The sequence below is a fragment of the Kitasatospora sp. NPDC053308 genome (assembly GCF_055585785.1).
This window is the reverse complement of record NZ_JBVJJY010000005.1, coordinates 152,856-178,869: the sequence shown is the minus strand read 5'-3', so window position 1 is coordinate 178,869 and position 26,014 is coordinate 152,856. Positions and strand designations below refer to the sequence as shown.

The following is a 26,014-nucleotide window of genomic DNA, read 5'->3' as shown; positions in this document are numbered from 1 at the left end:
CCGAGCCCGCCGGACACGGGCTCGGAGCACCTGCGGGGCGGGCTCAGACCCGACAGGCCGTCTCCAGCCAGACGTCCCCCAGCGACTCCTCCAGCGGCACCTGTGTCCGCCATCCGAGACGGTCCCGGGCGGTGCGCACGTCCGCCTGCCGCCACGGCACCGGCTCCCCCGGCACCGCCCGGCCCTCCGGCCGCTGCCCCTCCGCCCGGTGGCCCGGCAGGTGTCCCGGCACGTACGGGCCGGACTGGTGCGGGTGGCCGGACAGGTGGTCGCCGCCCGCCCCGCCGACCTGCGCCGGCAGCAGGACCTGCCGGTTCTCCTCGACGATCGACCCCTCGAAGCCCGCGGCCCGCACCAGCAGCTGGGCCGCGTCCCGGGCCCGGACGGCGTGCCCGCTGCCGATGTTGATCACCCCGGTCGCCGCCGACACCGCGGCCGCCTGGATGGCCCGCGCGACGTCCCGGACGTCCACGAAGTCCCGGTATCCGGACAGGTCCGGCATCCGCACCTGGTGCTCGTCGCGCTCCAGCGCCCGCCGCAGGCCCTCGGCCAGCCGGCCGAACAGCGAGGCGGTCGGCGCCCCCGGGCCCACCACGTCGAAGACCCGCAGCACCGCGGCGTCCAGCCCGGAGGCCAGTACCAGCTCCGTCCCGGCCAGCTTGGACACCCCGTACGGGCCGACCGGCCGCGGCTCGGCCTGCTCGGACACCGGCACCCCGCCGGGCACCGGGCCGTACTCGGCGGCCGAGCCGACGTGCACCAGGCGGGCCGGCTCCCGGCTGCGCCGGATCGCCTCGCAGACCGTCGCGACGGCCAGCGTGTTCGACCGGATCAGGGTGCGCGAGCTGCCGTAGGTGGCGCCCGCGCAGTTGATCACCACCTGCGGCGCGACCGCGTCCAGGAAACGGGCCAGCGCGCCCGGGCTCCCGGTGGTCAGGTCGAAGCGGATGTCGGCCGAGTCGCGCCGGCCGAGCACCGTCACCTGCAACTCCTGGTCCATCAGCAGACGGTCGGTGACCCGGCGGCCGATGAAGCCGTCGGCGCCCAGCAGCAGCACCCTCATCGGGGGTGTCCTTCCACGAAGCGAGGTCGGGGGACGACCTGGCGATCTGACATCAACGAACGGACGAAACACGGATCGGGGCCGGGCGGCACGGGGCGGATCAGCGGTGCGAGCCGGCCCGGCCGAGCACCGCCCCGGCGTACCCCAGCAGCGCCGCGGCGACGGCGCCGCCGCCGAGCAGCAGGGCCCAGGGCAGCGGCCGGCCCAGCGCGAGCAGCCCGAGCGCGGCGGCGGGCCCGGCCGACGCACCCAGCGCGGCGGCCGTCGTCCGGCCGCAGCGGGCCAGCAGCGCCGGCAGCGCCAGCAGCAGTCCCAGCACACCCTGGGCCGCCCACCACACGGGGCCCGCCCGCTCGGCCGCCAGGTGCAGCAGCCCGCCGCCGTGGCCCGGGCCGGGGCGCGGTGCGACGACGGCCAGCACGGCCAGCGCGGCGCAGCTCAGCACCGCGAGCACCGCCAGGTGCAGGGCGATCGCGACCGGCAGCACCGGCCGCATCCGGGCCCGGAACTCGGCCAGGGTGGCCGCCGCGCCCAGATGGCCGCGGCCGACCTGCCGGTACCACCGGGCCGCCCGCTCGGCGGACCCGGCCGACACCGCCGCCGCCAGCACCAGCCCGACGGCCAGCGGCCGGTCCCCGCCGGGGGCGGCCGGCGGGAGCAGCAGCAGCGCGGCCACCCCCAGCCCGTAGCCGAACACGGCCGGGTGCCGACCGGGCCCGGCCGGCCGGCGCGACCCCCTCACCGGCACCGGCCCGAGGGCGTCCGCCGGGCAGGCCGGCACCGCGAACGGCGGGCCCGGGTCGGCGGGCGGCGGCGCGGTCAGCGCGGGCAGCAGCACCAGCGGTACGGCGGCGCACAGCAGCACCGGCCACCGGGCGCCGAGCACGGCCACCGCCGCGCAGGGCGGCACGGCCAGCGCCGCGGCGGTCAGCGCGGCCCGCGCGTCGGCCCCGCGCCGCCGCGGCCCGGCCGGCCCCGGCGGTGGCGGGCGGCGGGGCACCCGGGCGTACAGCTCCTCGGCGAGCGAGAACAGGTCGGCGTGCCGGCAGCGGGCGGCGGCGTCCGGGCCGAGCCCGGCCTCCTCCAGCCCGGCGGCGATCTCCAGCGGATCGACGGCGCGCTCGCACAGCTCCCGGTACTCCGCCATCACCTCGCGCACCGGGTCCGCGCTGCCGCCGAGCACCGCGGGGCCTGGGGCCGGGGTGGGGGTTGGGGCTGGGCCTGGGCCTGGGCCTGGGCCGGACATCAGACGGCCTCGACGAGGGACTGCCCGGCGGGCACCGGCGCGGCGGGCTGGGCGGCGGGCACCGGCGCGACGGGCTGCCCGGCGGCCCCCCGGCCGTCCGCGAGCCAGTACTCCGCGGGCCGGGCGAACGGACGCGGCACCGGGCCGCCCTCGGCGTCCGGTCCGCCCACCGGAAAGGCCGGGTACTGCGAGACCAGCTCCAGGTAGATCTCCCGGAAGGCACCGATCACCGGCTCGACGGCGAAGCGTTCCTGCGCCCGCAGCCGTCCCGCCAGCCCGAGCCGGGCCCGCCGCTCCTCGTCGTGCAGCAGCGCCAGGCAGGCGCCGGCCAGGGCCCGCGGGTCGCGCGCGGGCACCAGCAGCCCGGTCGGGCCGACCGCCTCGCGGGCCACCCCGACGTCGGTGGACACCACGGCCCGGCCGCTGAGCATCGCGTCCGCCAGCAGCCCGGGGCGGCGCTGGGAGAGCGCCGAGAAGACGGCCACCGTGCCCGCCTCCCAGACCTGGGCGAGCGTCCGCGGGCGCCCCGCGAAGTCCACCGCCCCGGCAACCCCGAGCCGTTCGGCCACCGCCGCGCAGTGCGCCCGGTAGCCGGGCGCCGCCTCCTCGCCGTACAGCACCAGCCGGGCACCGGGCAGGTCGGCCCGGACCAGGGCGAGGGCGTGCAGCGCCAGCTCAGGGTCCCGGCCGGGCTCCAGCGCGCCCGCCCAGACCAGGGTGGGCGCGGCCGGTTCCGGTCCGGCGGCCGGGCGGTCCACCGCCGGCGTCCCCTCGGGGACCACCCGGGTGCGCTCCGGGTCGGCCCCGCAGCGGTGCTGCCACTTCCGGTCGTGCTCGCTGCCGGGGGTCAGCACGGCCGCCTGCCGGTAGGTCTCCGCGGTGAGCGCCCGGAAGAAGGACAGCAGCAGCGCCCGCACCGGCCACCGGTACGGCGACTCGCGGCCCGCCCACCCGCCCCGGGGCGGCCGGCCGAGGTACTGCTCCCGCAGGTGGAGACCGTGCTCGGTGACCACGAACGGCACCCCGTGCAGCTGCCGGGCCACCAGGGCGGGCAGGGCGGCGAGCCCGCCGCCGACCACGTGGCACAGGTCGGCCGCGCCGAGTCCGCCCGCTCCGGTGCCGTACCAGGGCGCGGACAGCGGCCGCAGGCACTGCTCCAGCAGGTCGGCCGCGACCAGCACGTCCCGGACCAACGGCTGCCCGGCCGAGGTGTCCGCACCGGGCAGCCGCCAGGTCCGCTCCAGGATCCGGCGGGCGTGCGCGGAGGCCAGGAAGGCGGGCAGCGAGCCGTCCTCCCTGGCCGCCGCCGCCAGCCGGTACAGGCCGGGGCCGAAACCGGCCCGCTCCGCCGGCAGCACGAGTGCCCGCACCAGCTGCTCGTACGCGCCGGCGTACCGGCGTCTGCGCAGCGCGCCGGGCGGCCGGCCGCCCGGCCTGCGGCCCCGGAGCGCGAGGTCCCGCGCGCCGTGCCAGACCGGCGACAGCCGCTCGACGCCGCCGAGGTCCTGCGGCCCGGTCAGCAGGTACAGCTCGAACTCGTGCTCCGGCAGGCCCTCGGCCAGCCGCTCGCACCAGCCTCCGGCGCCACGCTGGGGATGCGCAGGGGCACCCTCGGTGAGCAGGGCAACGCGCACGGGAGACCTCCAGGGCAGAGTGGGATTCGCGGGCGGATCACGGACGGATCGACGGACGGCCGAGCGGCCCGGGCGGGGTCGGGGAGGCCGCCGCGCGGCGGCGGGCACGGCCGCGGCCGTGCCGCGTTCCGCACCGGGCGGGGGCGCCCGCCCGCCCCGGCGTTCGGGCCCGGGTCGCCGGGCCCCTGGCCGCGACCTTCCTCCGGTTCCTCCGGCGGCCGCGGGCTCCCCCACACCTGTTCGGTCCGACAGCAGAAAGGTAGGACCGGCTCCGGGCAATCCATCGGTCACATGCCTGGCTGCCACCTGAACGAGTGAAACGCCGTGACCTCGGCCCGAACCGGGCCGTTACCGCCCGGTGTCCGCGGCCGCCCGCGTGCCCGGGTGCTCAGCCCGCGGTGTGCGCGATCAGCTCCCGCACCGCGCGGGCGACCGCGTCGGGGTGCTCCAGCATCGCCACGTGCCCCGAGTCCGGCAGCACCAGCAGCCGGGCGTCCGCGAAGGCCGCGCAGGCGCGGCGGGCCGACCGGTAGCCGACCAGCTTGTCGCGCAGCCCGTACACCAGCAGCACCGGCGCCTCCACCCGCTCGGCCTGCCGCCACAGCGCCTGGTCGCCGCGCTCGGTGTACGCCGAGACGATGCCGCGGGCGGAGCCGATCAGCGCCTGCATCGCGTGCGGCACCTCCAGCCGGCGCCGGTACTCGGCGACCGCCTCGGCCCGGGCGGCCGGGCTCAGGCTCGCCGGGTCCCCGTAGACCAGTCGCAGCAGGTCCTCGGTGGCCGCCTCGACGTCGCGCCGGTTCGCCGCCAGCCGGCGCAGCACCGCCGGCACCCCGGGCACCGCCAGCAGGCCGGTCGACCACGCGGAGCGCTGCGGGGGCACCTCGGGCAGGGCGGGCGAGACCAGGGTGAGGCTGCGTACCAGGTCCGGCCGGAGCGCGGCGAGCCGCACGGCCACCGCGCCGCCCAGGGAGTTGCCGAACAGGTGGACCGGGCCGCGGCCGGCGGCCTCCAGGTAGCCGATCACGGCGCGGACGTGGCCGGAGACGGTGAGGTTGCCGTCGGTCGGCGGGTGCGAGCGCCCGAAGCCCGGCAGGTCCACGGCCTCGCCGTCGACCAGGCCGGCGAGCCGCTCCATCAGGGCCGTCCAGTTGGCGGCCGAGCCGCCGAGCCCGTGGACGAAGAGGCCGGGTTCGCGCCCGTCGGCGGCGCCCTCCTCGGCGGGCCGGTGCACCGCGAGCACCGCGCCGGGGACCTCGACCGTACGTACCTGCTGCTCAGCGCTGCTCATGGTGGACGATGGTAGTGAGCCGGGGCCGGCAGCACCCGGGCCGGCGGGCCGTCCCGGTTCCGCCGTCACACCACTGCCGGGGCCGAGGTCAGCGCCGTATTGTGGGCTCCTGACAACCAGGACGACCTCTTTTCTCGCCTTCGCCAGACGCGGGCGCGGTTACCGAAAAGTAGAATCGGCCATCTTGCCAGCCCCGAACAGACCCGAAGTGAGGAGCGCCGTGACGGCCATCCAGGAGGCGCAGGAGCGCCCGCGCGGTGCCCGCCTGCCGCGAAGCGCCCGCCGTGAACAACTGCTCGGTGCCGCCCAGGAGGTGTTCGTCGCGCAGGGCTACCACGCGGCCGCCATGGACGACATCGCCGACCGTGCCGGGGTCAGCAAGCCGGTGCTATACCAGCACTTCCCGGGGAAGCTGGAGCTCTACCTGGCGCTGCTGGACAAGCACTGCGACGCCCTGGTCGAGTCGACCCGCGAGGCGCTGTCGACGACCAGCGACAACAAGCAGCGCGTGGCCAACACCATGGAGGCGTACTTCAACTACGTCTCCAGCGAGTCGGGCGCCTTCCGCCTGGTCTTCGAGTCGGACCTGACCAACGAGCCGGCCGTGCGCGAGCGGGTCGAGCGGGCCTCCGAGGCGAGCGCGACGCTGGTCAGCAAGGTGATCCAGGAGGACACCGACCTGCCCGAGGCGGAGTCCAAGCTGCTCGCCGCCGGCGTCTGCGGCCTGGCCCAGATCACCGCCCGCTACTGGCTGTCCCAGGGCCTGGAGATCCCGCGCGACGAGGCGGTGCGGCTGGTCGCCAGCCTGGCCTGGCGCGGCCTGAAGGGCTTCCCGATGCACCCGGGCGAGCTGCCCGGGGAGGCTGCCGCCCACCAGGGGTGATCGGACGACCTTCGCCTGGCCGGTGATCCGGTGCTCTATGGTGAAGCCGTACGGCGCGGTCGCCGCGAACGCTTGTTCCAGGCGGTCCGGTGCCCGCGCGTGGAGGCTGCAACCCCGGAGGGACGGAAGCCGTGGAGGTCAAGATCGGCGTGCAGAACGCGCCGCGCGAGATCGTGATCGAGAGCTCGCAGACTGCCGATGAGGTCCAGAGCGCGGTCGCGAAGGCGCTGGAGGGCCCGGAGAAGCTCCTCACGCTGACCGACGAGCACGGCCGTCGCGTCATCGTCCCGGCCGAGCGCCTGGCGTACGTGGAGATCGGCGAGCAAGCCGTCCGCAAGGTCGGCTTCGGCACCCTCTGAGGCGCCGCCCGAGCAGGTCGTTCCCGGTGCCCCGTTCCCGTGAGGGAGCGGGGCACCGTCGCGTGTACGGACCGGTGGGACCGGGTAGGGCGGCAGGTGCGGCGACGGTGCCGCGCGCCCGTCCCCCCGGGAGGCACTCTTGCTGGTCGAGTCGATCGCCTTCGCCCTCGTCGGCCTGGTCACGGGCGGCGCCGCGCTGCTGGCCCTGCCCGGGTACTACCGGGCGGCCCGCGCGCTGACCCTCGGCACCGCGCCGGCGGCGGCGCTGGTCGGCGGAGTCGTGGCGCACTTCTGCCTGGACGGGCACTACCCGGCGGCGTCGGTGGCGGCCTCGGCACTGGCCTCGGGCGTCCTCACCTCGCTGCTGGCCCGGCCCGACCTCGCGGCCGGGCGGGCCCCCGCCCACCGGCACCACCCGCACCGCGCCGGGACCCACCGCGCACCGCGGCGGCACCGGCCCGCGTAGCGCGGGGCGGGCCGACGGGGCGGGCGGTCAGCTGGCCAGGCCCAGGGCGGCCATCCGCTTGGTGTGCGCCTCGGTGATCCGGTTGAACATCTTGCCGACCTCGACCAGGTCGAAGCCCTGCACCCGGACGCCGCCGACGAGCAGGTTGGACAGCGCGTCGCGCTCGGCGACCACCCGCTGGGCCTGGCTGAGCGCCTCGCCCATCAGCCGCCGGCCCCACAGCGCGAGCCGCCCGCCGGCCCGCGGGTCGGCCTCGATCGCCTCGCGCACCTTGTCGACGGCGAACTGGGCGTGACCGGTGTCGGACATGACGCCGAGCACCAGCTCACGGGTGTCGTCGTCCAGCCGGACGGCCACCTCGCGGTAGAAGTCGGTCGCGATGGCGTCGCCGACGTAGGCCTTGACCAGGCCCTCCAGCCAGTCGGAGGGGGCCGTCATGCGGTGGAACAGCTCCAGCGGCTCGACGAAGGGACGCATCGCCTCCTGCGGGTCGGCGCCGATCTCGGCGAGCCGGTCGTGCAGGCGCTGGTAGTGCTGGAACTCGGCGGAGGCCATCCGGGCCAGGGCCGCCTTGTCCGCGAGGTCGGGTGCCAGCTTGGCGTCCTCGGCGAGCCGCTCGAAGGCGCTCAGCTCGCCGTACGCGAGCGCACCGAGCAGATCCAGCACCGCCGCCCGGTAGCCGGGGTCGGCCGAGCACGCGGCCCAGTCGCCGATCGAGCCGGCCGCGGCGTCGTCCTGCGTCTCACCATGGGTCTCCATGACTCGTCACCTTAGTCCCGGCGGCCCGTCTCCCCCACCACCGGCCGCACCCCGGTGACCGGCCGGATCGCCTGATCACGCGGCCCGCGCCGGGGGCAATGTCAGACGCGTCACGTGTTCGAGTCGTCGCCTGACTGTATGGTGGTACGGAGCCCCGTCGTGCTTGCACGGTGTCACCGCCGTCTCGGTACCCCGCGCAAGCCCGCTCCGAAGCGGCACCGTCCAGCCGGACGCGTCCGCACCGGAGGCACGGGTACTCACGTACGCGGATGCCCGGTCGGAGAGCCGATCGGCTCCGACCATGGCTTGGACTTCAAGCCTTGGCACCGCATCAGTGGCCGAGCGAGGGCCGCCGAGACCGCGCCCCCTGGCGAAGGTCCCGCGCAGGTCCCTCACGGGAATCCTCCCCGACGCCGCCGGCGACGCGCCCCGCACCGGGCCGCGCGCACCGGCCGGCCGCAGGGACCGGCGCGGTTGTGCGTCCGCGCAGCTGTATCAGGGCCGCCCAGGCCCGTACGCAGCCGCGCGGCTGCCCGCCCGCCGCTCGCTCTCGGCCCCTCCACACGGAAGAGGCAGCACCCTGTCCACCACCGCTGAACCCATCAAGACGACCTTCCGGGACCTGGGGATCCTCCCGGAGACCGCCGAGGCCCTCGAAGCCGTCGGCATCGTCCACCCCTTCCCCATCCAGGAGATGACCCTCCCGGTCGCGCTGACCGGCCACGACGTCATCGGCCAGGCCAAGACCGGCACCGGCAAGACCCTCGGCTTCGGCCTCCCGCTGATCGAGCGGGTCGTCGTGCGCGCCGACGTGGACGCCGGCCGGGCCACCGAGGAGCAGCTCACCGACTTCCCGCAGGCGCTGATCGTCGTCCCGACCCGCGAGCTCTGCACCCAGGTCACCAACGACCTGCAGACCGCCGGCAAGGTCCGCGACGTGCGCGTCCTCGCCGTCTACGGCGGCCGGGCGTACGAGCCGCAGGTCGAGGCGCTCACCAAGGGCGTCGACATCGTGGTCGGCACCCCGGGCCGACTGCTCGACCTGGCCGGCCAGAAGAAGCTGAACCTGTCCCAGGTCCGCGCGCTGGTCCTGGACGAGGCCGACGAGATGCTCGACCTCGGCTTCCTGCCGGACGTCGAGAAGATCATCACCATGCTGCCGGCCAAGCGGCAGACCCTGCTGTTCTCGGCCACCATGCCGGGCCAGGTCATCAGCCTCGCCCGCCGGTACATGAGCCAGCCGACCCACATCCGGGCCACCGCCCCGGACGACACCGGCACCACCGTCGCCAACATCGAGCAGCACATCTTCCGCGCCCACTCGCTGGACAAGGTCGAGATGGTCTCGCGCATCCTGCAGGCCGAGGGCCGCGGGCTGGCGATGATCTTCTGCCGCACCAAGCGCACCGCCGCCGACGTCTCCGACCAGCTGACCCAGCGCGGCTTCGCGGCCGGCGCCGTCCACGGCGACCTCGGCCAGGGCGCCCGCGAGCAGGCCCTGCGGGCCTTCCGCAACGGCAAGGTCGACGTGCTGGTCTGCACCGACGTCGCCGCCCGCGGCATCGACGTCGAGGGCGTCACGCACGTCATCAACTACCAGTGCCCCGAGGACGAGAAGACCTACCTGCACCGGATCGGCCGCACCGGCCGGGCCGGCGCCTCCGGCACCGCCGTCACCCTGGTCGACTGGGACGACATCCCGCGCTGGCAGCTGATCAACAAGGCGCTGGACCTGCCGTTCAACGACCCGGAGGAGACCTACTCCACGTCGCCGCACCTGTACGAGCTGCTGAAGATCGCGCCGGGCACCAAGGGTGTCCTGCCGCGCTCCGAGCGGACCCGGGCGGGGCTCGGCGCGGAGGAGGTCGAGGACCTCGGCGAGACCGGCGGACGCGGCAGCCGCGCCGGCCGTTCCGGCCGCGGTCGCGCCGGACAGGGCGGCCCGGGCCGTCCGGCCGCCGCACCGGCCGAGGCCGAGGAGCAGAAGCCGCGCCGCACCCGTGAGCGCCGCCGCACCCGTCGGGGTTCGGCGGTCGGCGAGGGCGAGGCCACCGCGACCGTGACCGAGGCCGCCGCGGCTCCGGCTCCGGCCGTTGAGGGCACCGAGGGCGAGGCCGCGCCGCGCCGTCGCCGCCGCCGCTCGCGCGGTGGCGCCGCGGGCGAGGCCGCTGCGGCCGTCGAAGCCGCGGTGGTCGCCGAGGCCGCTGCCGTCGCCGAGGCCGCGGTGGTCGCCGAGGCCGCTGCCGTCGCCGAGACCGTCGTCGCTCAGGCCCCGGCGGAGGAGAAGCCCGCCACCCGGACCCGCACCCGGACGCGCAAGCCGAAGGCGGAGGCCGTCGAGGCCCCCGCCGAGGCCGCCGAGGCGGTCGTCTCCGAGGCCCCCGCCGAGGAGAAGCCCGCCCCGCGCAAGCGCACCCGCAAGCCGAAGGCCGAGGCCTTGGAGGCGGTCGAGGCCGCCGCCGAGGCACCGGTGGCGGAGAAGCCCGCCCGCACCCGGACGCGCAAGCCGAAGGCGGAGGCCGCCGAGGCCCCGGCCGAGGCCGCCGAGGCGGTCGTCTCCGAGGCCCCCGCCGAGGAGAAGCCCGCCCCGCGCAAGCGCACCCGCAAGGCCGCGGCCACCGCCGAGACCGCCCCGCCGGCCCCGGCCGCCGAGGCCGCCTCCGAGGTCCCGGCCCCGCGCAAGCGCACCCGCACCCGCAAGGCCGCCGCGCCCGTCGAGGCGACCCCGGAGAGCTGACCGACGGCGCACCCTCCGAGGGGGCGGACCAGGCCACCCGGCCCGGCCCGCCCCCTCGGGCGTTCCCGCCCCACCACCGCGGGCCGCGCCCGGCAGGGCGTGCGCCGAGTCGGCCTCGCACCGGGCGTACCTGGACGCTTCGCGCGTGCGTCGAGGCGGGATGCCCGGTGTCGCGCGCCCGGCGAGAGCCGCCGGACAGGGCCTAAGCTCGGGGGCGTCCGGGAGTCGCACGCAGCAGAGCAGGGAGCACCGCCCATGAGCACGCCGCCGTTTCTGAGCTTGCCCGGGTGTGCGCGGGCCGAGCGGGTGGTGACCGGCCGCGGGGAGTTCGCGGCGCTGCGGGCGGAGCCGGCCGGGCCGGTGCGCGGATCGGCGCTGCTGGTGCCCGGCTTCACGGGCAGCAAGGAGGACTTCATCGGGCTGCTCGAACCGCTGGCGGCGGCCGGGTACCGGGTGACCGCCGTGGACCAGCGGGGGCAGAACGAGACCGGCGGGACGGACGATCCGGCCGCGTACGCCGTGGGCGAGCTGGGCGAGGACGTCCGGGCGCTCACCGGGGCGCTGGCGGCGGACGGCGGCCCGCTGCACCTGGTGGGGCACTCCTTCGGCGGCCAGGTGGCGCGCGAGGCGGTGCTCGCCGCGGCCGCGCAGGGCCCGCTGCCGTGGCGGTCGCTGACCCTGATGTCCACCGGGCCGGGCGCGATCGACCCGGCCGAGGCGGCCCGCACCAAACTGCTGCTGGACGCGCTGCAGGCGATGAGCCTGGAGGAGATCTGGCAGGTCATGCGGCAGATGGAGGCCGACAGCGGGCAGCCGGTGCCGCACCTGGAGCCGGAGGTCGCCGAGTTCCTGCACCGCCGCTGGCTGGCCAACGTGCCGCAGTCGCTGTCCGTCACCGGAGGCCACCTGATCGCCGCGCCGGACCGGGTGGCCGAGCTGGCCGCCGCCACCGCCGGGCTGCCGGTGCTGGTGCTCTCCGGGGTGCGGGACTACGCCTGGCCGGTCCCGGAGCAGACCGCGATGGCCGAGCGCCTGGGGGCCCACCGGGTGGTGGTCGCGGATGCCGGCCACTCCCCCAACGCCGAGCAGCCGGCCGCCACCGCCGAGGCCCTGGCCGCCTTCTGGGCCTGAGCCGGCACCGCCACGGGCCCGACCTGCCCTGCTCACCGCACGTCACCGTGGAGTGGTCTGTACCACTTCTGGAACATTCGGCGGCTCCACCGCGGGACAAAAGTCGTTAGTTACGGTAATCTTTGATTCTGTCCGGGAATCATCGTCGGCCTCGACGCCGATGCACATCACCCGAAACCTGGACTTCACGGACGGGCAACGGCCCGGTAGCACCGCCACGACACCGTGGTTCACGAGGCACTGGACGCACCAGGCAAGCAGGGGGAGCCCTTGCCGCAGCAGACCGCCGCACGTACGACCCGCCCGCTCCGGCCGCTTCGCCGGTCCCGCAGGACCCCGAAAGGGCTGATACCGACTCAGCCGCAAGAGCCCCGCTCCGCGGGGCAAGGAAAGGAGACGCCCATGACGAAGACCATGCGCTTCGAGATCGTCCGACTGGACGACGCCAACGGCTCCGCCACCGACCGCCTGATCGCCGACGCCGCGACCGTGCGTGAGCACGTCCAGGCCGCCGCCCGCACCGGCGAACGCCTGCTCATCCGGCCGTGCCCGACCGTCTGACCCCGCGCGGCGGCTCCGACCGGGAGCCCTCACCCGCCGCCGACGAGCCGGGATCGCCCGATCCGGACGTTCCGATACCCGACTGACGCCCCGTCACCGCGATCGCCGATGACGGGGCGTCAGTGCGTCCGGGGTCGGCTCCCGACGTTTGCCGCCGCCCGTCACGGGACATGCCCCAACGGGAACCCCCGCGCCGCGCCCATCCGGAGTCGGCCGGGCGTCCGCCACCGACAGGTACCGCCGAGCCCTCCGTACGGGTGATCGTCCTTGACGCGGCGGGGCCGGAGGGAGGAGCGTTGTCGGCTATGAGGGGCGAGCCAAGCTGCCCGAGGTGCGCCGGTCGGGTCCGCGCCCCCGGTCTGTTCTCAGACACCTGGCAGTGCGACCGGCACGGAGCCGTGCACCCGATGCAGCCCGTGCTGCCCCCGAGCGTCGAGGCCCTCGGCGTCGCCGTCGCCCGTTCCCAGGTCCCCGTCTGGCTGCCCTGGCCGCTCCCGGTCGGCTGGCTCTACACCGGCATCGCCCACGTCGGCGACGACGTCTCCGGTGCCCGGGCGACCGCCGTCGCCTGCTCCGGCCCGGCGCCGCTCGGCGGCTTCGGCGAGCTGGTGCTGGTCGCCGAAGAGTTGGGGGTCGGCCTCGGCGCCCGCTACGCCGGGCTCCCCGGGCCGGACCCGGGCGACTCCGTCGGCCTCTACAAGCCCGCCGACGCCAAGTTGATGGCCGCCGGGCGGCCCACCCCGATGTTCCACGTCCCGGACGCCCCGGCCGACCGCGCGGTGTTCGTCGGCGAGGCCCGCGGGCTGTGGCTCTGGGCGATCGCCTGGCCGGAGCAGTCCGCGCTGGTGATGTACGACGAACTGGTGCTCACCGATCTGCGCGAGGCCGGCGCCGAGCTGGACCTGCTGCCCTGCGGGGCGCTCTCGCCCCGGCTGCTCGGCTGACCGCCACCCCGACGGCCTATCCTGGGCGGCACCCACGAGCCCCGAGGAGCCGACCCGTGCGCATCGACCTGCACGCCCACAGCAACGCCTCCGACGGCACCGACAGCCCGGCCGAGCTGGTCGCCGCGGCCGTCGCCGCGGGCCTCGACGTCGTGGCGCTCACCGACCACGACACGGTGGCCGGCCACGCCGAGGCCGCCCGGGCGGTGCACGCGCTGCCCGACGGCGCCCGGCTGACCGTCGTCCCGGGCGCGGAGCTGTCCTGCGTCGTGGACGACGTGAGCATGCACCTGCTGGCGTACCTGTTCGACCCCGAGGAGCCGCGGTTCGCGGCCGAACGGGAGCTGGTGCGCACCGACCGCTTCCGGCGCGGGCGGGCGGTCGTCGAACGCTGCCGGGAGCTCGGCGCGGACATCAGCTGGGAGCAGGTGCAGCGGATCGCGGGCGCCGGCTCGGTCGGGCGGCCGCACATCGCCAGCGCCCTGGTCGAAGCGGGCGTGGTGGCCACCGTCTCGGACGCCTTCACCGCCGAGTGGCTGGCCAACGGCGGCCGGGCGGACGTCCGCAAGCACGAGACCGACCCGATCGAGGCGGTCCGGCTGGTGCGGGCGGCCGGCGGGGTGCCGGTCTTCGCGCATCCGGGCGCGGTCAAGCGCGGGCGGACCGTGCCGGACGGGGTGATCGCCGAACTCGCGGCGGCCGGACTGGCCGCCCTGGAGGTCGACCACACCGACCACGACGAGGAGACCAGGGCCCGGCTGCGCGGACTGGCCGGCGAGCTCGGCCTGCTGGTCACCGGCTCCAGTGACTACCACGGCACCCGCAAGACCGTCCGGCTCGGCGAGCACACCACCGATCCGGCGGTGTACGAGGCGCTGCTGGCGCAGGCGACCGGCGCGAAGCCGATCGAGCGCTGAGGCCCGGACCGCCGCACTCCGGCGCGCGGGGCGCGGCGCGGGCGAGCGGTCACGGCCCGCACGCCCCGGCGGAGCCGGAAGGGCGCGAAACCGGTCCGCCGGGGCTCGCCCGGACACCGCTCGGAGCGCGCTCGGGCACGACCCGGCCCCGCACAGGCTCCGGCTGAGCGGTCGTCAGTCCAGCCGGACGCTCCGGCGCTGCGGGTCGCGCAGGTCGGTGCCCTGGTTCAGCCAGCGTTCCTGGAGCGCGGCCGCGCCGTGCACCCGCTTCCAGCCGGCCTCGTTGGGCGTCATCGGCAGCAGTGGCAGGAAGCGGACCGGCTCGGCCGGCTCGGCCAGTTCGAGGTCCTCGACCAGGCCGCCCGGCTCGGCGGCCAGCACCGAGGTGAAGGGCGCGCCGTCCCAGAGCGGGGCGCCCAGGTCCAGCGAGCCGCCCGGGGCCACCACCAGTCCCTCGACCTGCGGGGTCGCGGCGAAGGTGGCCAGGCTGCGCAGCACGCTGTCGTGCCCGCCGCGGACGGTCAGCACCAGTTCGGCGCGCGGGCCGCGCAGCTGGTCGGCGACCATGGCGGTCGGGTCGGCCATCGGAGCGGCGGCCATGCCGAGCGTCGCGTAGCGCACCAGGCCCTCGGCGTCCGGCCCGAAGCGCAGCACCTCGATCCGGTCGGTGCCGAGGAAGGTGACCGCGGCGCGGCCGCTCGGTTCGCCGAAGGTGGAGATCAGCCGGGCCTCGACGGCGGCCAGCACCGCCTCCCGGGAGAGCTCCGGGGAGCTGCCGCCGTGGGGGTCGCCGAAGAGCGGGAAGTCGTGGGCCATGCCGGTGAGCGTAACCCGCCGCGGGGCGCGGGCCGTGGGCGGGCGGCCGGGCAGCGACTCGTCAAGGGGCCGTAAAGCCTTGGGAACCCCTCGCCGTCGATGGCCGGTCAGATGTTAGGGTGAGCGACTGGCCACCGGGATGCTTCCGTCTCGGGGCGGCGGCGCGAAGGAGGTGGTTGCGGTGGATACCGGCCGACCATGCAGTACCGGCAGCTCTGCCCGGCCCCGACTTCCCCGTACCCCGCGCCTCGCAGGCCCCGTCGGCTGAACCAGCCGCGGTAGCCCGGGCGCAGGCCCCACGGCGGACGGACCGGCCGGGAGAGCACTTTCATCCCCCCCTTCACCGGTGTTCTTCGCCGTCGTACCGCGGCCGAACGTTTCTTCATCCGCCGTATTGCGACGGCTCCCTGCCCCTGGGAGCCTGCCATGTCGATGATCAACAGCCTGCGTGCCGCCGTCCGCACCAACCGCCGTCGCGGCGCGGCCGGGGTGTACGACGTCCTGACCGAGGACGCCTCCTCGGCGGTCGTGGACTGCGCGGTCTACCAGCACGGCAAGCGCAAGGGCGAGGCCTGCAGCCCGCGCGAGGCCGCCCGCCGGGTCAAGGCCGAGCAGCAACTCCCGGACGGTGCCGGATCGTTCAGCTGGATCGGGCTGCACGAGCCGACCGAGGCCGAGTTCGAGGGGATCGCCCAGCGCTTCGGCCTGCACCCGCTCGCGGTCGAGGACGCGGTGCACGCGCACCAGCGGCCCAAGGTGGAGCGCTACGACGACGTGCTGTTCGCCGTCTTCAAGACCATCCGCTACGTCGAGCACGACCAGCTCACGCCCACCAGCGAGGTGGTGGACACCGGCGAGCTGATGGTGTTCGCCGGGCGGGACTTCGTGATCACCGTCCGGCACGGCGGCCACGGCTCGCTGCAGGAGCTGCGCCACCGCCTGGAGGCCGACGCGGACGAGGCCGGACTGCTCGCCAAGGGCCCGGCGGCGGTGCTGCACGCGATCGCCGACCACGTCGTGGACAACTACCTGCTGGTCGCCGAGCGGCTGCAGAACGACGTGGACGAGATCGAGTACGGCGTCTTCTCGGCCAAGGGCGGCCGCAGCGCCGACGTCGGCCGCGTCTACCAACTCAAGCGCGAGGTGCTGGAGTTCAAGCGCGCCGTGGTGCCGCTGCTGCGCCCGATGCAGCAGCTGTCCGAGCCGCTGCAGCGCCTGGTGGACCCGGACATCCAGAAGTACTTCCGGGACGTCGCCGACCACCTGGCCCGGGTCGCGGAGCAGGTGCACGGCTTCGACGAGCTGCTGAACTCGCTGCTGCAGGCCAACCTGGCGCAGGTCTCGGTGGCCCAGAACGAGGACATGCGCAAGATCACCGCCTGGGCGGCGATCTTCGCGGTACCCACCATGATCACCGGCGTCTACGGCATGAACTTCGAGTACATGCCCGAGCTGCACCACAAGTACGGCTATCCGATGGTGCTCGGCGCGATCGTGCTGATCTGCGTCGGGATGTACCGGGGCTTCCGCCGCAACGGCTGGCTCTGAGCGCTACCGGCGCCCGCCGCGGGCGACCAGCACCAGCCCGAGCAGGATCAGCACCACCGCCGGGTAGGCGGCCGCCGGGGGCCACTGGCCCAGCCAGAGGGCCGCGATCAGCGCCGCCCCCGGGGTCTCCAGCAGGATCGCGGTGGAGGTGATCGACGGGCCGAGGTTGCGCACCACCCGGTTGCTCAGCGAGTGGCCGAGCAGCTGGGCGGCGACCATCAGCAGCACGATCTGCCACCACACCCCGGCCGGCCACCCGGTCATCGGCGTCCCGGCGACCAGGCAGATCCCGAGCAGGACCACCGCCGTGGTGGCGTAGCAGACCAGGGTGTACGCGGTGGTGCTGACGGTCTTGCGGACCTCGGCGCCCAGCAGCATGTACCCGGCCGCGGCCAGCCCGGCGCCGAGGGCGAGCGCGTCGCCGAGCAGCGCGCGCGGGGAGAGCGAGAGGTCGACCCCGGTCAGCACCAGTACGCCGGCGAACGCCACGCCCGTGCCCAGCCAGACCGCCCGGGGCGCCCGGACGCCCATCAGCCGCATCAGCAGGATGGTCCACAGCGGGGTGGTGGTGACCAGAGCGGTGGCGGAGGCCACCGAGGTCATCCGCAGACTGGGCATCCAGAGCGCGAAGTGGACACCGAGCAGCGCCCCGGCCGCGACCGCCAGCAGCAGCGCCCGCCGGCCGATCCCGCGCAGCTCGGCGCGGTGGCGCAGCAGCGCGTACGGACCGAGGACGCCGACCGACATGACGTTGCGCCAGAAGGCGATCGCCAGCGCGGGCGCGGCGGTGGCGCTGATCAGCGGACCGGACAGCGAGATGCCGCCGATCGAGACGGCGAGCAGCAGCAGGTCGAGGGTGGGGAGCGGGTGCGTCGGCCGCGGTCCGACGGCGGTCGCGGGAGCGGGGGCGGGGGCGGTCGCGGGCCGGGCGGCGGGCACGGCGCTCCTCTGCTGGTCGCGATGGGTGGGGCGGTCATACCGTAAGGCCCGTGGCGCCACAATGGAACTGTCGCCCGGAGGCTGAGACATCGTGTGGACGGGGCGGGCGGGAAACCGCCGGAAACCCGTACGCTGTCGGCCATGGACCGTACGCCCGCCGCCCCGACCGCCGACGCCTTCCTCGACCAGGCCCTGCTGGAGGAGGCCGCGAAGAAGTCCGGGCTGCTCTGGGTGCGCGCGGACGGCCAGGAGCAGGCCCGCCCGCTGTGGCACGCCTGGCACGACGGCGCGGTCGTGGTGGTCGGCGAGGGCGGCGAGCAGCCGCTGCACGGTCTGGCGGCCGGGACCGCGGCCGTGGTGACCGTCCGCAGCAAGGACAAGGGCGGCCGGCTGACCGGCTGGAACACCCGGGTGGTCGAACTAGCGCCCGGCGGCGAGGCCTGGCTGGGCGCGGTCGAGGAGCTCAAGGGCAAGCGGCTGAACGCGCCCGACACCGACGCGATCACCGAGCGCTGGGCCCGCGAGTGCCGGGTGCTGCGGCTGGAGCCCGCCGGCGCGCTCACCGAGCGCCCGGGTGCGATGCCGGACGGTTCGCACGCCGCCGCACCGATGCCCACCCCGGCCACCACCCGCCGCCCGATCCCGGCCGGCCTGCCCAAACTGCTGTTCAAGCGCCGTTAAAGGTTCACGCCCAGGACGCCTCCGCCCACTACCGTGCCTCGTCGGGCCGGGCCCCGCGCTCACGGGTAGATTTGGCCGCGAGTGCGCCCCGGCGCACCCCGTACGGCGTCGAGCGAGTCGAGGGAGTCCATGGCAGGGCCAGGCACCCGGGTCTTCATCTCCCATCTGTCCGCCATCGCGGTCTTCGACCCGAACGGCGACCAGGTCGGCCGGGTCCGGGACGTGGTCGTCTCGCTGCGCCTCGGCGGGCGCCCGCCGCGCGTGCTCGGCCTGGTGGTCGAGGTGGTCGGACGGCGCCGGATCTTCCTGCCGATGACCAGGGTGACCAGCCTGGAGTCCGGCCAGGTGCTCACCACCGGCGTGATCAACCTGCGCCGCTTCGAGCAGCGCCCCTCCGAGACCCTGGTGCTCGCCGAACTGCTGGACCGCACCGTCACCTGGTCCAAGACCGGTGAGGAGGTCACCGTGCTGGACGTCGGCATGGTGCAGACCCGGCTGCGCGAGTGGGAGATCAGCAAGGTCTTCGTCCAGGTCGGCCGGGCCGGACGGCTGCGCAAGGGCAAGGGCGAGCGGCTCACCCTGGACTGGCAGGACGTCACCGGCTTCGCGCTGCCCGAGCAGGACCAGGGCGCCGCCAACCTGCTCGCCACCTTCGACCAGCTCCGCCCCGCCGACCTCGCCAGCATGCTGCACCACCTCTCCGCCAAGCGCCGGGCCGAGGTGGCCGCCGCGCTGGACGACGAGCGGCTGGCCGACGTCCTGGAGGAGCTGCCCGAGGACGACCAGGTCGAGATCATCGGCAAGCTGAAGGAGGAGCGCGCCGCCGACGTCCTGGAGGCGATGGACCCGGACGACGCCGCCGACCTGCTCTCCGAGCTGCCCGGCGAGGAGGCCGAGCGGCTCCTCCAGCTGATGGAGCCGGACGAGGCCGCGCCGGTGCGCCGCCTGCTCACCTACGAGGAGGACACCGCCGGCGGTCTGATGACCACCGAGCCGATCGTCCTGGAGCCGGACGCCACGGTCGCCGAGGCGCTGGCCCGGGTCCGGGTCAGCGACCACAAGCCGGCGCTCGCCGCGCAGGTCTTCGTCTGCCGCCCGCCGAGCGAGACCCCGACCGGCCGCTACCTGGGCACCGTGCACTTCCAGCGGCTGCTGCGCGAGCCCCCGTACGTCCTGGTCGGCTCGCTGGTCGACGACGACCTGGACCCGCTGCCGCCGGACACCCCGCTGTCGTTGATCACCAGCTACCTGGCGACCTACAACCTGGTCGCCGCGCCGGTCGTGGACGAGGCCGACCACCTGCTCGGCACGGTGACCGTCGACGACGTGCTCGACCACCTGCTGCCGGACGACTGGCGCGACGCCGCACTGCACGACGACACCCGGCACGACGACTGGGAAGGGGTGACCGGTGGACGGTGACCGCAACGGCCGGCCGGACGACTCCGCACGCCGGCGTCTGCAGGGCGAACTGCGGCAGCTGCGCCGGCTGCGCGAACTGCGCACCCGCGAGGGCGCCCGCGAACGCCGGCCGGAGACCTCCCCGATCTCCGGCACCGGCCGTGCCCGGCTCGACCAGCCGCGCACCGCCCGCCCCGGCCTGCTCTCGCTGCCCTCCTACGACCCGGAGGCCTTCGGCGTCCTCTCCGAACGGATCGCTCGCTTCCTCGGCACCGGGCGGTTCATCGTCTGGATGACGGTGGTGGTGGTCGTCTGGATAGGGTGGAACACCCTGCTGCCGGCGACCGTGCGCTTCGACGAGTACCCGTTCATCTTCCTGACCCTGGCGCTGTCGCTGCAGGCCTCGTACGCGGCGCCGCTGATCCTGCTCGCGCAGAACCGCCAGGACAACCGGGACCGCGTCAACATGGAGCAGGACCGGGCCCGCAGCGACCGCAACATCGCGGACACCGAGTACCTGACCCGCGAGGTCGCGGCCCTGCGGCACGGGCTCGGCGAGGTCGCCACCCGCGACTTCATCCGCTCCGAACTGCAGTCGCTGCTGCGGGAGATCGAGGAGCGCCGGGAGACCACCGAGTCGCTGTGACCGGCGGCACGCTACCGGCGGGTTAAGGGCATCCGTCGGCGCCGTACCATCAAGGCATGGCCAACGAGACAGAGGTCGCGGCCGGCGTCACGGAGGACTCCGTACGCCAGGCGCTGGCGACCGTCAACGACCCGGAGATCAACCGTCCGATCACCGAGATCGGCATGGTGAAATCGGTCGAGATCGCCGAGGGCGGCGCGGTGCGCGTCGCGGTCTACCTGACGGTCTCCGGCTGCCCGATGCGCGACACCATCGTCACCCGGGTCCGTGAGGCGGTCGGCAAGGTCGCCGGAGTCACCGGCGTCGAGGTCGAGCTCGACGTGATGAGCGACGAGCAGCGCAAGGAGCTCTCCCAGCTGCTGCGCGGCGGCGCCCCCGAGCGGGAGATCCCGTTCGCCAAGCCGGGCACGCTGACCCGCGTCTACGCGGTCGCCTCCGGCAAGGGCGGCGTCGGCAAGTCCTCGGTGACGGTCAACCTGGCGGCCGCGATGGCCGCGGACGGCCTGAAGGTCGCCGTCGTGGACGCCGACATCTACGGCCACAGCGTGCCGCGCATGCTGGGCGTCGAGGGCCGGCCGACCCAGGTCCAGGACATGATCATGCCGCCGCAGGCGAACGGCGTGAAGGTCATCTCGATCGGCATGTTCACCCCGGGCAACGCCCCGGTGGTCTGGCGCGGCCCGATGCTGCACCGCGCGCTCCAGCAGTTCCTCGCCGACGTCTGGTGGGGCGACCTGGACGTGCTGCTGCTGGACCTGCCGCCCGGCACCGGCGACATCGCGATCTCGGTGGCCCAGCTGGTCCCCAACGCGGAGATCCTGATCGTCACCACCCCGCAGATGGCCGCCGCGGAGGTGGCCGAGCGGGCCGGCACGATCGCGGTGCAGACCCACCAGAAGATCGTCGGCGTGATCGAGAACATGTCCGGCATGCCGTGCCCGCACTGCGACGAGATGATCGACGTCTTCGGCACCGGCGGCGGCCAGACCGTCGCGGACGCCCTCACCCGCACCGTCGGCGCGACCGTCCCGGTGCTCGGCTCGATCCCGATCGACGTGCGGCTGCGCGAGGGCGGCGACGACGGCCGCCCGGTCGTGCTCGCCGCGCCCGACTCCCCGGCCGGCGCCGCCCTGCGCGCGGTGGCCGGCAAGCTCGGCGGCCGCCAGCGCGGCCTGTCCGGGATGTCGCTCGGTCTGACGCCCAAGAACAAGTTCTGAGGCGGTGGTCGACCCCCGCCCCGAGCCCACGGGATCGGCGAGGGGGCGAGTCGGGGGCCGGCGGTGTTCGCACTGCCGGCCCCTGCCGTGTTCGCGGCCGCTACGGACGGGTGTAGGCCGAGAGGTCCGGGATGGTGGAGAAGCCGACGCCGTAGGCGCTGACGCCGCGTCCGTAGGCGCCGAGCAGCACGCCCGGGGCCTCGCCGGCCAGCACCCAGCCGTACTCGGACTCGCGGTAGCGGAAGGGCTGCGGCAGGCCGTTGACCGGCAGGCTGAGGGTGGACCAGCCCGGGCCGGCCAGGTCGTCGGCGAGGTCCCAGGCGAGGCTGCTCTGCTGGTCCAGCCAGTCCTGGCGCAGGGCGCGGTCCAGTTGGCCGGGCCAGGTCGCGGCGAGCAGGCCGGAGCCGGCCAGCCAGGCGGCGGAGGAGGCGCTGGTCGCCTCCAGGGTGCCGGTGTTGTCGGAGCTGCGGCGGCTGTCGCGGCGGGCGACGGTGACCACGGCCGCGAACTTCCGCATGTCGCGCGGCTCGTACTGCTTGGCGGGCTCGTCGCCGTGGCCGAGCGAGCCGTAGTCGACGCTGCCCGGGGCGCGGCTGCCCGCGCCGGCCTGCATCAGGTAGCGGCGGCCGCTCCACCCCTCGTCCAGCCCGTACCAGGGGAAGTCGGCCGCGAGGTAGGGCACCAGCGGGTCCGCCGGGCCGGCCTGTCCGCCGACCACCGGGCCGCCGGCCGTGGCCGTCGCCCCTCCCGCCTGACTCGTCGTGTCCATCCCCGGGCCTCCTCAAACGCACGTGTGCCTGCCGTGGCGCGCTCCCATGGTGGCGTACCGCGGCGTTCCCGGGGGCCGTTCCTGGTCCACGACGGCGTGGAATGTGACGGACGGCTCAGCGGGAACAATCAGCACAATAGCGGCGCACGCACCACCGCCCCGCTCAGCCGGGCGGCCGGGCGGGGCGGTGGCGTGCCGACGGAGCGCGCCGCCGGCGTACGGGTCAGGTGGCGTCGGGGTCGAACGGCGGCCGCTCGCCGGGCGCCAGCGGAGCGCCGGCGGAGGCGGGCGCCGGGGCGGCCTTGTCGAAGCTGACGCTGCCGCTGCGGCCGTTCACCGGCGCCGCGGGCTTGTCGTCCAGGACGGAGCGGATGTCGAGGGTGTCCTTCATGTCCTTGAGGCCCAGCGGGTCCTCCTGGCCGCCCATGAGCTGCTTGCGCACGAAGTTCTTGGGGTTGAGGTCCTCGAACTCGAAGTCCTGGAACTCCGGGCCCAGCTCGTTGCGGATGTCCTCCTTCGCGTTGTCAGCGAAGGAACGGATCTTCCGGATGAAGCCCATGGTGTCCTGGATCAGCTTCGGGAGCTTGTCCGGGCCGAAGATGATGATCGCCATGACGACCAGGGTCAGGATCTCCAGCCCGCCTACGTCGCTGAACACCTTTGCTCCCTAGCTCGTCGGACGACGGTTCCTACAGGGTAATGGCCACCGGCGAGTCCCTGCTCCACGCTGCGATGAAGCCGTGGTAAAGACCTGCCGATGGCCGAGGCCGCCGCGTTCCGGGCGCGAGGGACCGTCCGGTGCCGCTACGACGCCGCTCCGGCGCCGCTCTAGCGGGTCTGCTGGCGCAGGGCGGCGACGCCGCCGGGGTAACGCTCCGGGGAGGACGGCGGGGACGCGTCGCGGGTCGCCGCGACCGGGCGGCCGGGGAAGTCCACCGGGATCTGCGCGGTCATCGGGACGAGGCCGCCACCGCGGCCGGTGCCGGTGGTGCCGCCGGCCGGGCTGACGGTCGTACCGTGGCCGCCCTCGCCCTGCGCGGAGAGCCCGCCGACGCCGCCGAGCGTGACCGCGGCCACGGAGAAGGCGCCCGCGGCGGCGAAGACCAGGCGGCGGCCGCGCGCGGAGGAGCGGAGGGCGGCCGCGGACGGCTGCGGACGGGCGGCGCGGTCCGGTGCGGCGGCGGGCTCGGGACGCGCGGTGCGCCGGCCCATCAGCGGCCGCAGCACCGCGCCGCGGCCGAAGGCGCGCGGGTCGACCCCGGGCACCGGGGCACCCGCGCCGAGCGCGCCCGCGCCGAAGGAGGCACCGGCGCCGCGGCCGAAGGAGCCGCCGTCGAGCCGGCTGCCGCCGAGCGTGCCGGTGGCGGCGACCCCGCCACCGGGCAGGTCGTCGTCGTCATCGTGGTGGCCGCGGCCGGGCGGCCAGTCGCCGTCCCCCGGGCCGTCCTCGGGGAGGTTGCCGACGGCCATCAGCCGGGCCATCAACCCGGCGGACGGGCCGGGCGTGCCCGTCCGGGTCAGCAGGTGCTTGACGGCGCGGCCCTCGTCGGCCTCGGCGAGGCACTGCGGACAGGTCGCCAGGTGCGCCTGGACGCGCTCGCGCGAATCGTGCCCGAGCTCGCCGTCCAGGAAGGCGGAGAGGCGCTCGCCGAGGTGGTGCTCCTCGACGGCGGGTTCGACGGGCCGTACGGGCAGCGGGTGCAGGGCCGTGTCGGCGGGCAGCGCCAGCGCGGGCAGCACGGGCTCACCGGGTTCGTCCGTACCACGACGACCCGGCAGCGCCCAGCTCCGCCGGTTCAGGGACCGGCCGGACGCGTCCGGCCGGTCCGAGCCGGACCGGCTGGTTCCGCTCACGGTCGCCTCCGTCCGCGCCCACCGGGCGCGACCGCGGCCTCGACCGGGCCGACGCCGACCGGCACCGGCTCCTCCGAGCCGCCGCGGCGCTCACGGCCGGGGGCCTGGCCGGGGGCACGGTGCTTGAGCGCGGCGCGCAGGTGCGAGCGGCCGCGGTGGATGCGGCTGCGGACGGTGCCGAGCTTGACGCCCAGCGTGGCGGCGATCTCCTCGTACGACAGGCCCTCGATGTCGCAGAGCACCACGGCCGCGCGGAACTCCGGGGCGAGGGTGTCCAGGGCCTGCTGCACGTCGGCGTCGAAGTGGGTGTCGCTGAAGTGCTGCGCCGGGCTGGGCTCGCGGGAGGCGAGCCGCTCGGCCGCGTCCTCGCCCAGCGCGTCGAAGCGGATGCGCTGGCGGCGGCGGACCATGTCCAGGAAGAGGTTGGTGGTGATCCGGTGCAGCCAGCCCTCGAACGTGCCGGGGGTGTAGGTGGACAGCGAACGGAACACCCGGACGAAGACCTCCTGGGTGAGGTCCTCGGCGTCGTGCTGGTTGCCCGTCAGGCGGTAGGCGAGGCGGTAGACGCGGGCGCTGTGCGCCTCGACGATCTCCTCCCAGGAGGGCGGAGTCCAGGTCTGCGCGTCGGGGCCCTCGGTGAAGGTCGCGAGGGCGGGGGCCTCGGTGGTACCGGCGGCCGGCGTTTCGGCGGCGGGCTGGTCCAGGTCGGAGTGCGCAGGCTGGTTCATCACGGGCTTCGGCGTACGGGCCGACGCGGTGCCGCGGAAGTGCCGCCGCACGGGGACGTCGCCCTCGGCCACACCTCCTCGGTCGGCTCTTCTGCCCAGCAGGGCCACCACCATATCCACCTCACCCGTCAAGCCCGGATAAAAGTGCCCGGGAGGTCTGCGCGCCCGGTCCGCCATGACAACGGCCCGCCGCCGTACGCGGTTCCCGCCCGGCCAGTAATCTGTGCCAGGAAATATCGACATCCCCCGGCACCGGGCCGCCACCCGGGGCTCCGAAAGAGGCAGCCATCAGCGAGTTCGGGCCCGCGCGCGCGGCCCTCGCCGACACCTACGTGGGCGAGGACGCGGTGCTGACCTACGCCCGGGCGCAGTCCGCGCGGACCGGCATACGCGCGATCGGGCCGAGCGGCGGGGCCTGCCTGCGGCTGCTGGCGGCCGCGCTGGACGCCAAGGCGGTCGCCGAGATCGGCACCGGCACCGGGGTGTCCGGGGTCTACCTGCTGCGCGGGATGCGACCGGACGGCGTGCTCACCACGGTCGACTCCGAGCCGGTGCGCCAGCAACTGGCCCGCGAGGCCTACCAGGCGGCCGGGTTCGCGGCCAACCGGTCCCGGTTCATACCCGGCCGGGCACTGGAGGTGCTGCCCAGGCTCGCCGACGGCCAGTACGACCTGGTGTTCTGCGACGGCGATCCGGCCGAGTCGCGGGAGTACCTGCTGGAGTCGCTGCGACTGCTGCGGCCGGGCGGGATGGTCTGCTTCGAGGGGGTCTTCCAGGAGGGCCGGCTGGCCGAACCGGACCTGCAGGACCCGCAGACCGGCGCGGTGCGGGACCTGGTCCGGGACGTACGGGAGAGCGACTTGCTGCTGCCGGCGCTGCTGCCGGTCTCGGACGGGCTGCTCTGCGCCGTCAAACGCCAGGCCTGACCCGGCCCGGCCGCGCAGCCCGCCGGAAAACGAGCGGACCCGGGCCGACATGACGTCGTACCCGGGCCCGGCAGCGCATCTCCAGGAGATGGCGAGCACCCGCTGCGGTCAGCCGCAGGCCTTCTTCAGGGCCTCGCCGAGCGCGTCGGCCTCGTCGGGCGTGAGCTCCACCACAAGGCGTCCACCGCCTTCGAGCGGAACGCGCATGATGATGCCCCGTCCCTCTTTGGTGACCTCGAGCGGGCCGTCACCCGTCCGCGGCTTCATGGCCGCCATGCTCGTTCCCCTTCCTGCAACCGCTCAGCTACGCACCGGAAGTCCGTCCACCGCCGGTATCGAACGCATTGATCGGAAGCCATTATCCCGCATGCCACGGGCTGATGACCAACATCACTCTCGGTGCAACCTCGGCCGGACCGCCCCCAACCGCCGCAATTCACGTCATAAGCCCCGGCGTGGCGGCGGCGCGGACACGGCCGGAAGGTGCGATACCTCACA

General features: G+C 75.2%; 26 protein-coding genes. 14 read left to right on the top strand and 12 right to left on the bottom strand.

Annotated elements, in window-relative coordinates:
- Window positions 1–43 precede the first annotated feature (43 nt).
- The 4 genes from ACZ6Y7_RS14180 to ACZ6Y7_RS14165 all read right to left on the bottom strand — a co-directional run bounded on the left by ACZ6Y7_RS14180 (window position 44) and on the right by ACZ6Y7_RS14165 (window position 5,234).
- A complete protein-coding gene (locus ACZ6Y7_RS14180; protein WP_465758173.1) occupies window positions 44–1,063 on the bottom strand; it encodes an NAD-dependent epimerase/dehydratase family protein in 1,020 nt (339 codons plus the stop codon).
- A 100-nt stretch (window positions 1,064–1,163) separates the two neighbouring features.
- The gene (locus ACZ6Y7_RS14175; protein ID WP_465758172.1) at window positions 1,164–2,246 is read right to left on the bottom strand and encodes a hypothetical protein; all 1,083 of its coding nucleotides are present in this window, start codon (window positions 2,244–2,246) and stop codon (window positions 1,164–1,166) included.
- A 62-nt stretch (window positions 2,247–2,308) separates the two neighbouring features.
- The gene (locus ACZ6Y7_RS14170) at window positions 2,309–3,943 is read right to left on the bottom strand and encodes a DUF3492 domain-containing protein (protein ID WP_465758171.1); all 1,635 of its coding nucleotides are present in this window, start codon (window positions 3,941–3,943) and stop codon (window positions 2,309–2,311) included.
- A 388-nt stretch (window positions 3,944–4,331) separates the two neighbouring features.
- Window positions 4,332–5,234, bottom strand: a complete 903-nt coding sequence (locus ACZ6Y7_RS14165; protein WP_465758170.1) for an alpha/beta fold hydrolase — start codon at window positions 5,232–5,234, stop codon at window positions 4,332–4,334.
- A gap of 220 nt (window positions 5,235–5,454) precedes the next feature.
- Between ACZ6Y7_RS14165 and ACZ6Y7_RS14160 the strand changes: the two genes are divergently transcribed.
- From ACZ6Y7_RS14160 to ACZ6Y7_RS14150, 3 genes are all read left to right on the top strand, one after another.
- Window positions 5,455–6,117: a TetR/AcrR family transcriptional regulator gene (locus tag ACZ6Y7_RS14160; protein WP_465758169.1), complete on the top strand. Its 663-nt coding sequence runs from the start codon at window positions 5,455–5,457 to the stop codon at window positions 6,115–6,117.
- A 131-nt stretch (window positions 6,118–6,248) separates the two neighbouring features.
- Entirely contained in the window at window positions 6,249–6,476 is a 228-nt protein-coding gene (locus tag ACZ6Y7_RS14155) for a DUF3107 domain-containing protein (protein ID WP_360259579.1), read from the top strand.
- Window positions 6,477–6,615: 139 nt separating this feature from the next.
- Entirely contained in the window at window positions 6,616–6,942 is a 327-nt protein-coding gene (locus ACZ6Y7_RS14150; RefSeq protein ID WP_465758168.1) for a hypothetical protein, read from the top strand.
- Between the two features lie 27 nt (window positions 6,943–6,969).
- Here ACZ6Y7_RS14150 and ACZ6Y7_RS14145 read toward each other — a convergent pair whose 3' ends face one another.
- On the bottom strand, window positions 6,970–7,701 hold the full coding sequence (locus ACZ6Y7_RS14145) for a ferritin-like fold-containing protein (protein WP_402219103.1): 732 nt from the start codon (window positions 7,699–7,701) through the stop codon (window positions 6,970–6,972).
- A gap of 694 nt (window positions 7,702–8,395) precedes the next feature.
- Here ACZ6Y7_RS14145 and ACZ6Y7_RS14140 point away from each other — a divergent pair.
- From ACZ6Y7_RS14140 to ACZ6Y7_RS14120, 5 genes are all read left to right on the top strand, one after another.
- A complete protein-coding gene (locus ACZ6Y7_RS14140) occupies window positions 8,396–10,438 on the top strand; it encodes a DEAD/DEAH box helicase (protein ID WP_465758167.1) in 2,043 nt (680 codons plus the stop codon).
- 255 nt (window positions 10,439–10,693) lie between these two features.
- Window positions 10,694–11,569 (top strand): alpha/beta fold hydrolase, encoded by an 876-nt coding sequence (locus tag ACZ6Y7_RS14135; RefSeq protein WP_465758166.1) that lies wholly within the window; start codon window positions 10,694–10,696, stop codon window positions 11,567–11,569.
- A gap of 402 nt (window positions 11,570–11,971) precedes the next feature.
- Complete coding sequence (locus ACZ6Y7_RS14130) at window positions 11,972–12,130, top strand: hypothetical protein (RefSeq protein ID WP_157849739.1); 159 nt, start codon at window positions 11,972–11,974, stop codon at window positions 12,128–12,130.
- 305 nt (window positions 12,131–12,435) lie between these two features.
- On the top strand, window positions 12,436–13,074 hold the full coding sequence (locus tag ACZ6Y7_RS14125) for a DUF6758 family protein (RefSeq protein WP_391553644.1): 639 nt from the start codon (window positions 12,436–12,438) through the stop codon (window positions 13,072–13,074).
- Between the two features lie 56 nt (window positions 13,075–13,130).
- The gene (locus ACZ6Y7_RS14120; RefSeq protein ID WP_465758165.1) at window positions 13,131–13,991 is read left to right on the top strand and encodes a PHP domain-containing protein; all 861 of its coding nucleotides are present in this window, start codon (window positions 13,131–13,133) and stop codon (window positions 13,989–13,991) included.
- Window positions 13,992–14,165: 174 nt separating this feature from the next.
- Here the strand turns inward: ACZ6Y7_RS14120 and ACZ6Y7_RS14115 are convergent, their stop codons facing one another.
- A complete protein-coding gene (locus ACZ6Y7_RS14115; RefSeq protein WP_465758164.1) occupies window positions 14,166–14,807 on the bottom strand; it encodes a suppressor of fused domain protein in 642 nt (213 codons plus the stop codon).
- Between the two features lie 426 nt (window positions 14,808–15,233).
- Here ACZ6Y7_RS14115 and corA point away from each other — a divergent pair, with 426 nt between their 5' ends.
- A complete protein-coding gene (corA, locus tag ACZ6Y7_RS14110; RefSeq protein ID WP_465758163.1) occupies window positions 15,234–16,355 on the top strand; it encodes a magnesium/cobalt transporter CorA in 1,122 nt (373 codons plus the stop codon).
- A gap of 3 nt (window positions 16,356–16,358) precedes the next feature.
- Here the strand turns inward: corA and ACZ6Y7_RS14105 are convergent, their stop codons facing one another.
- Window positions 16,359–17,294 (bottom strand): DMT family transporter, encoded by a 936-nt coding sequence (locus ACZ6Y7_RS14105; protein WP_465758162.1) that lies wholly within the window; start codon window positions 17,292–17,294, stop codon window positions 16,359–16,361.
- Window positions 17,295–17,435: 141 nt separating this feature from the next.
- Between ACZ6Y7_RS14105 and ACZ6Y7_RS14100 the strand changes: the two genes are divergently transcribed.
- The 4 genes from ACZ6Y7_RS14100 to ACZ6Y7_RS14085 all read left to right on the top strand — a co-directional run bounded on the left by ACZ6Y7_RS14100 (window position 17,436) and on the right by ACZ6Y7_RS14085 (window position 21,239).
- Window positions 17,436–17,975: a hypothetical protein gene (locus ACZ6Y7_RS14100; RefSeq protein WP_465758161.1), complete on the top strand. Its 540-nt coding sequence runs from the start codon at window positions 17,436–17,438 to the stop codon at window positions 17,973–17,975.
- A 129-nt stretch (window positions 17,976–18,104) separates the two neighbouring features.
- On the top strand, window positions 18,105–19,397 hold the full coding sequence (locus ACZ6Y7_RS14095) for a magnesium transporter MgtE N-terminal domain-containing protein (RefSeq protein ID WP_465758160.1): 1,293 nt from the start codon (window positions 18,105–18,107) through the stop codon (window positions 19,395–19,397).
- A 49-nt stretch (window positions 19,398–19,446) separates the two neighbouring features.
- The gene (locus ACZ6Y7_RS14090; RefSeq protein ID WP_465758387.1) at window positions 19,447–20,022 is read left to right on the top strand and encodes a DUF1003 domain-containing protein; all 576 of its coding nucleotides are present in this window, start codon (window positions 19,447–19,449) and stop codon (window positions 20,020–20,022) included.
- 56 nt (window positions 20,023–20,078) lie between these two features.
- A complete protein-coding gene (locus tag ACZ6Y7_RS14085; protein ID WP_396532441.1) occupies window positions 20,079–21,239 on the top strand; it encodes an Mrp/NBP35 family ATP-binding protein in 1,161 nt (386 codons plus the stop codon).
- Between the two features lie 100 nt (window positions 21,240–21,339).
- Here the strand turns inward: ACZ6Y7_RS14085 and ACZ6Y7_RS14080 are convergent, their stop codons facing one another.
- From ACZ6Y7_RS14080 to sigE, 4 genes are all read right to left on the bottom strand, one after another.
- The gene (locus ACZ6Y7_RS14080; protein WP_465758159.1) at window positions 21,340–22,008 is read right to left on the bottom strand and encodes a hypothetical protein; all 669 of its coding nucleotides are present in this window, start codon (window positions 22,006–22,008) and stop codon (window positions 21,340–21,342) included.
- Between the two features lie 223 nt (window positions 22,009–22,231).
- The gene (locus ACZ6Y7_RS14075) at window positions 22,232–22,666 is read right to left on the bottom strand and encodes a sec-independent translocase (protein WP_465758158.1); all 435 of its coding nucleotides are present in this window, start codon (window positions 22,664–22,666) and stop codon (window positions 22,232–22,234) included.
- A 170-nt stretch (window positions 22,667–22,836) separates the two neighbouring features.
- Window positions 22,837–23,862, bottom strand: coding sequence for a zf-HC2 domain-containing protein (locus ACZ6Y7_RS14070; protein ID WP_465758157.1), 1,026 nt, complete (start codon window positions 23,860–23,862; stop codon window positions 22,837–22,839).
- A complete protein-coding gene (gene sigE, locus ACZ6Y7_RS14065; RefSeq protein WP_465758386.1) occupies window positions 23,859–24,590 on the bottom strand; it encodes an RNA polymerase sigma factor SigE in 732 nt (243 codons plus the stop codon). The genes ACZ6Y7_RS14070 and sigE overlap by 4 nt, the downstream gene beginning before the upstream one ends.
- Before the next feature lie 287 nt (window positions 24,591–24,877).
- On the opposite strand from sigE, the gene ACZ6Y7_RS14060 reads away from it, so the two are divergent.
- Complete coding sequence (locus tag ACZ6Y7_RS14060) at window positions 24,878–25,516, top strand: O-methyltransferase (protein ID WP_465758385.1); 639 nt, start codon at window positions 24,878–24,880, stop codon at window positions 25,514–25,516.
- A gap of 108 nt (window positions 25,517–25,624) precedes the next feature.
- Here ACZ6Y7_RS14060 and ACZ6Y7_RS14055 read toward each other — a convergent pair whose 3' ends face one another.
- Window positions 25,625–25,792, bottom strand: a complete 168-nt coding sequence (locus ACZ6Y7_RS14055; protein WP_014137929.1) for a DUF3117 domain-containing protein — start codon at window positions 25,790–25,792, stop codon at window positions 25,625–25,627.
- Window positions 25,793–26,014 lie beyond the last annotated feature (222 nt).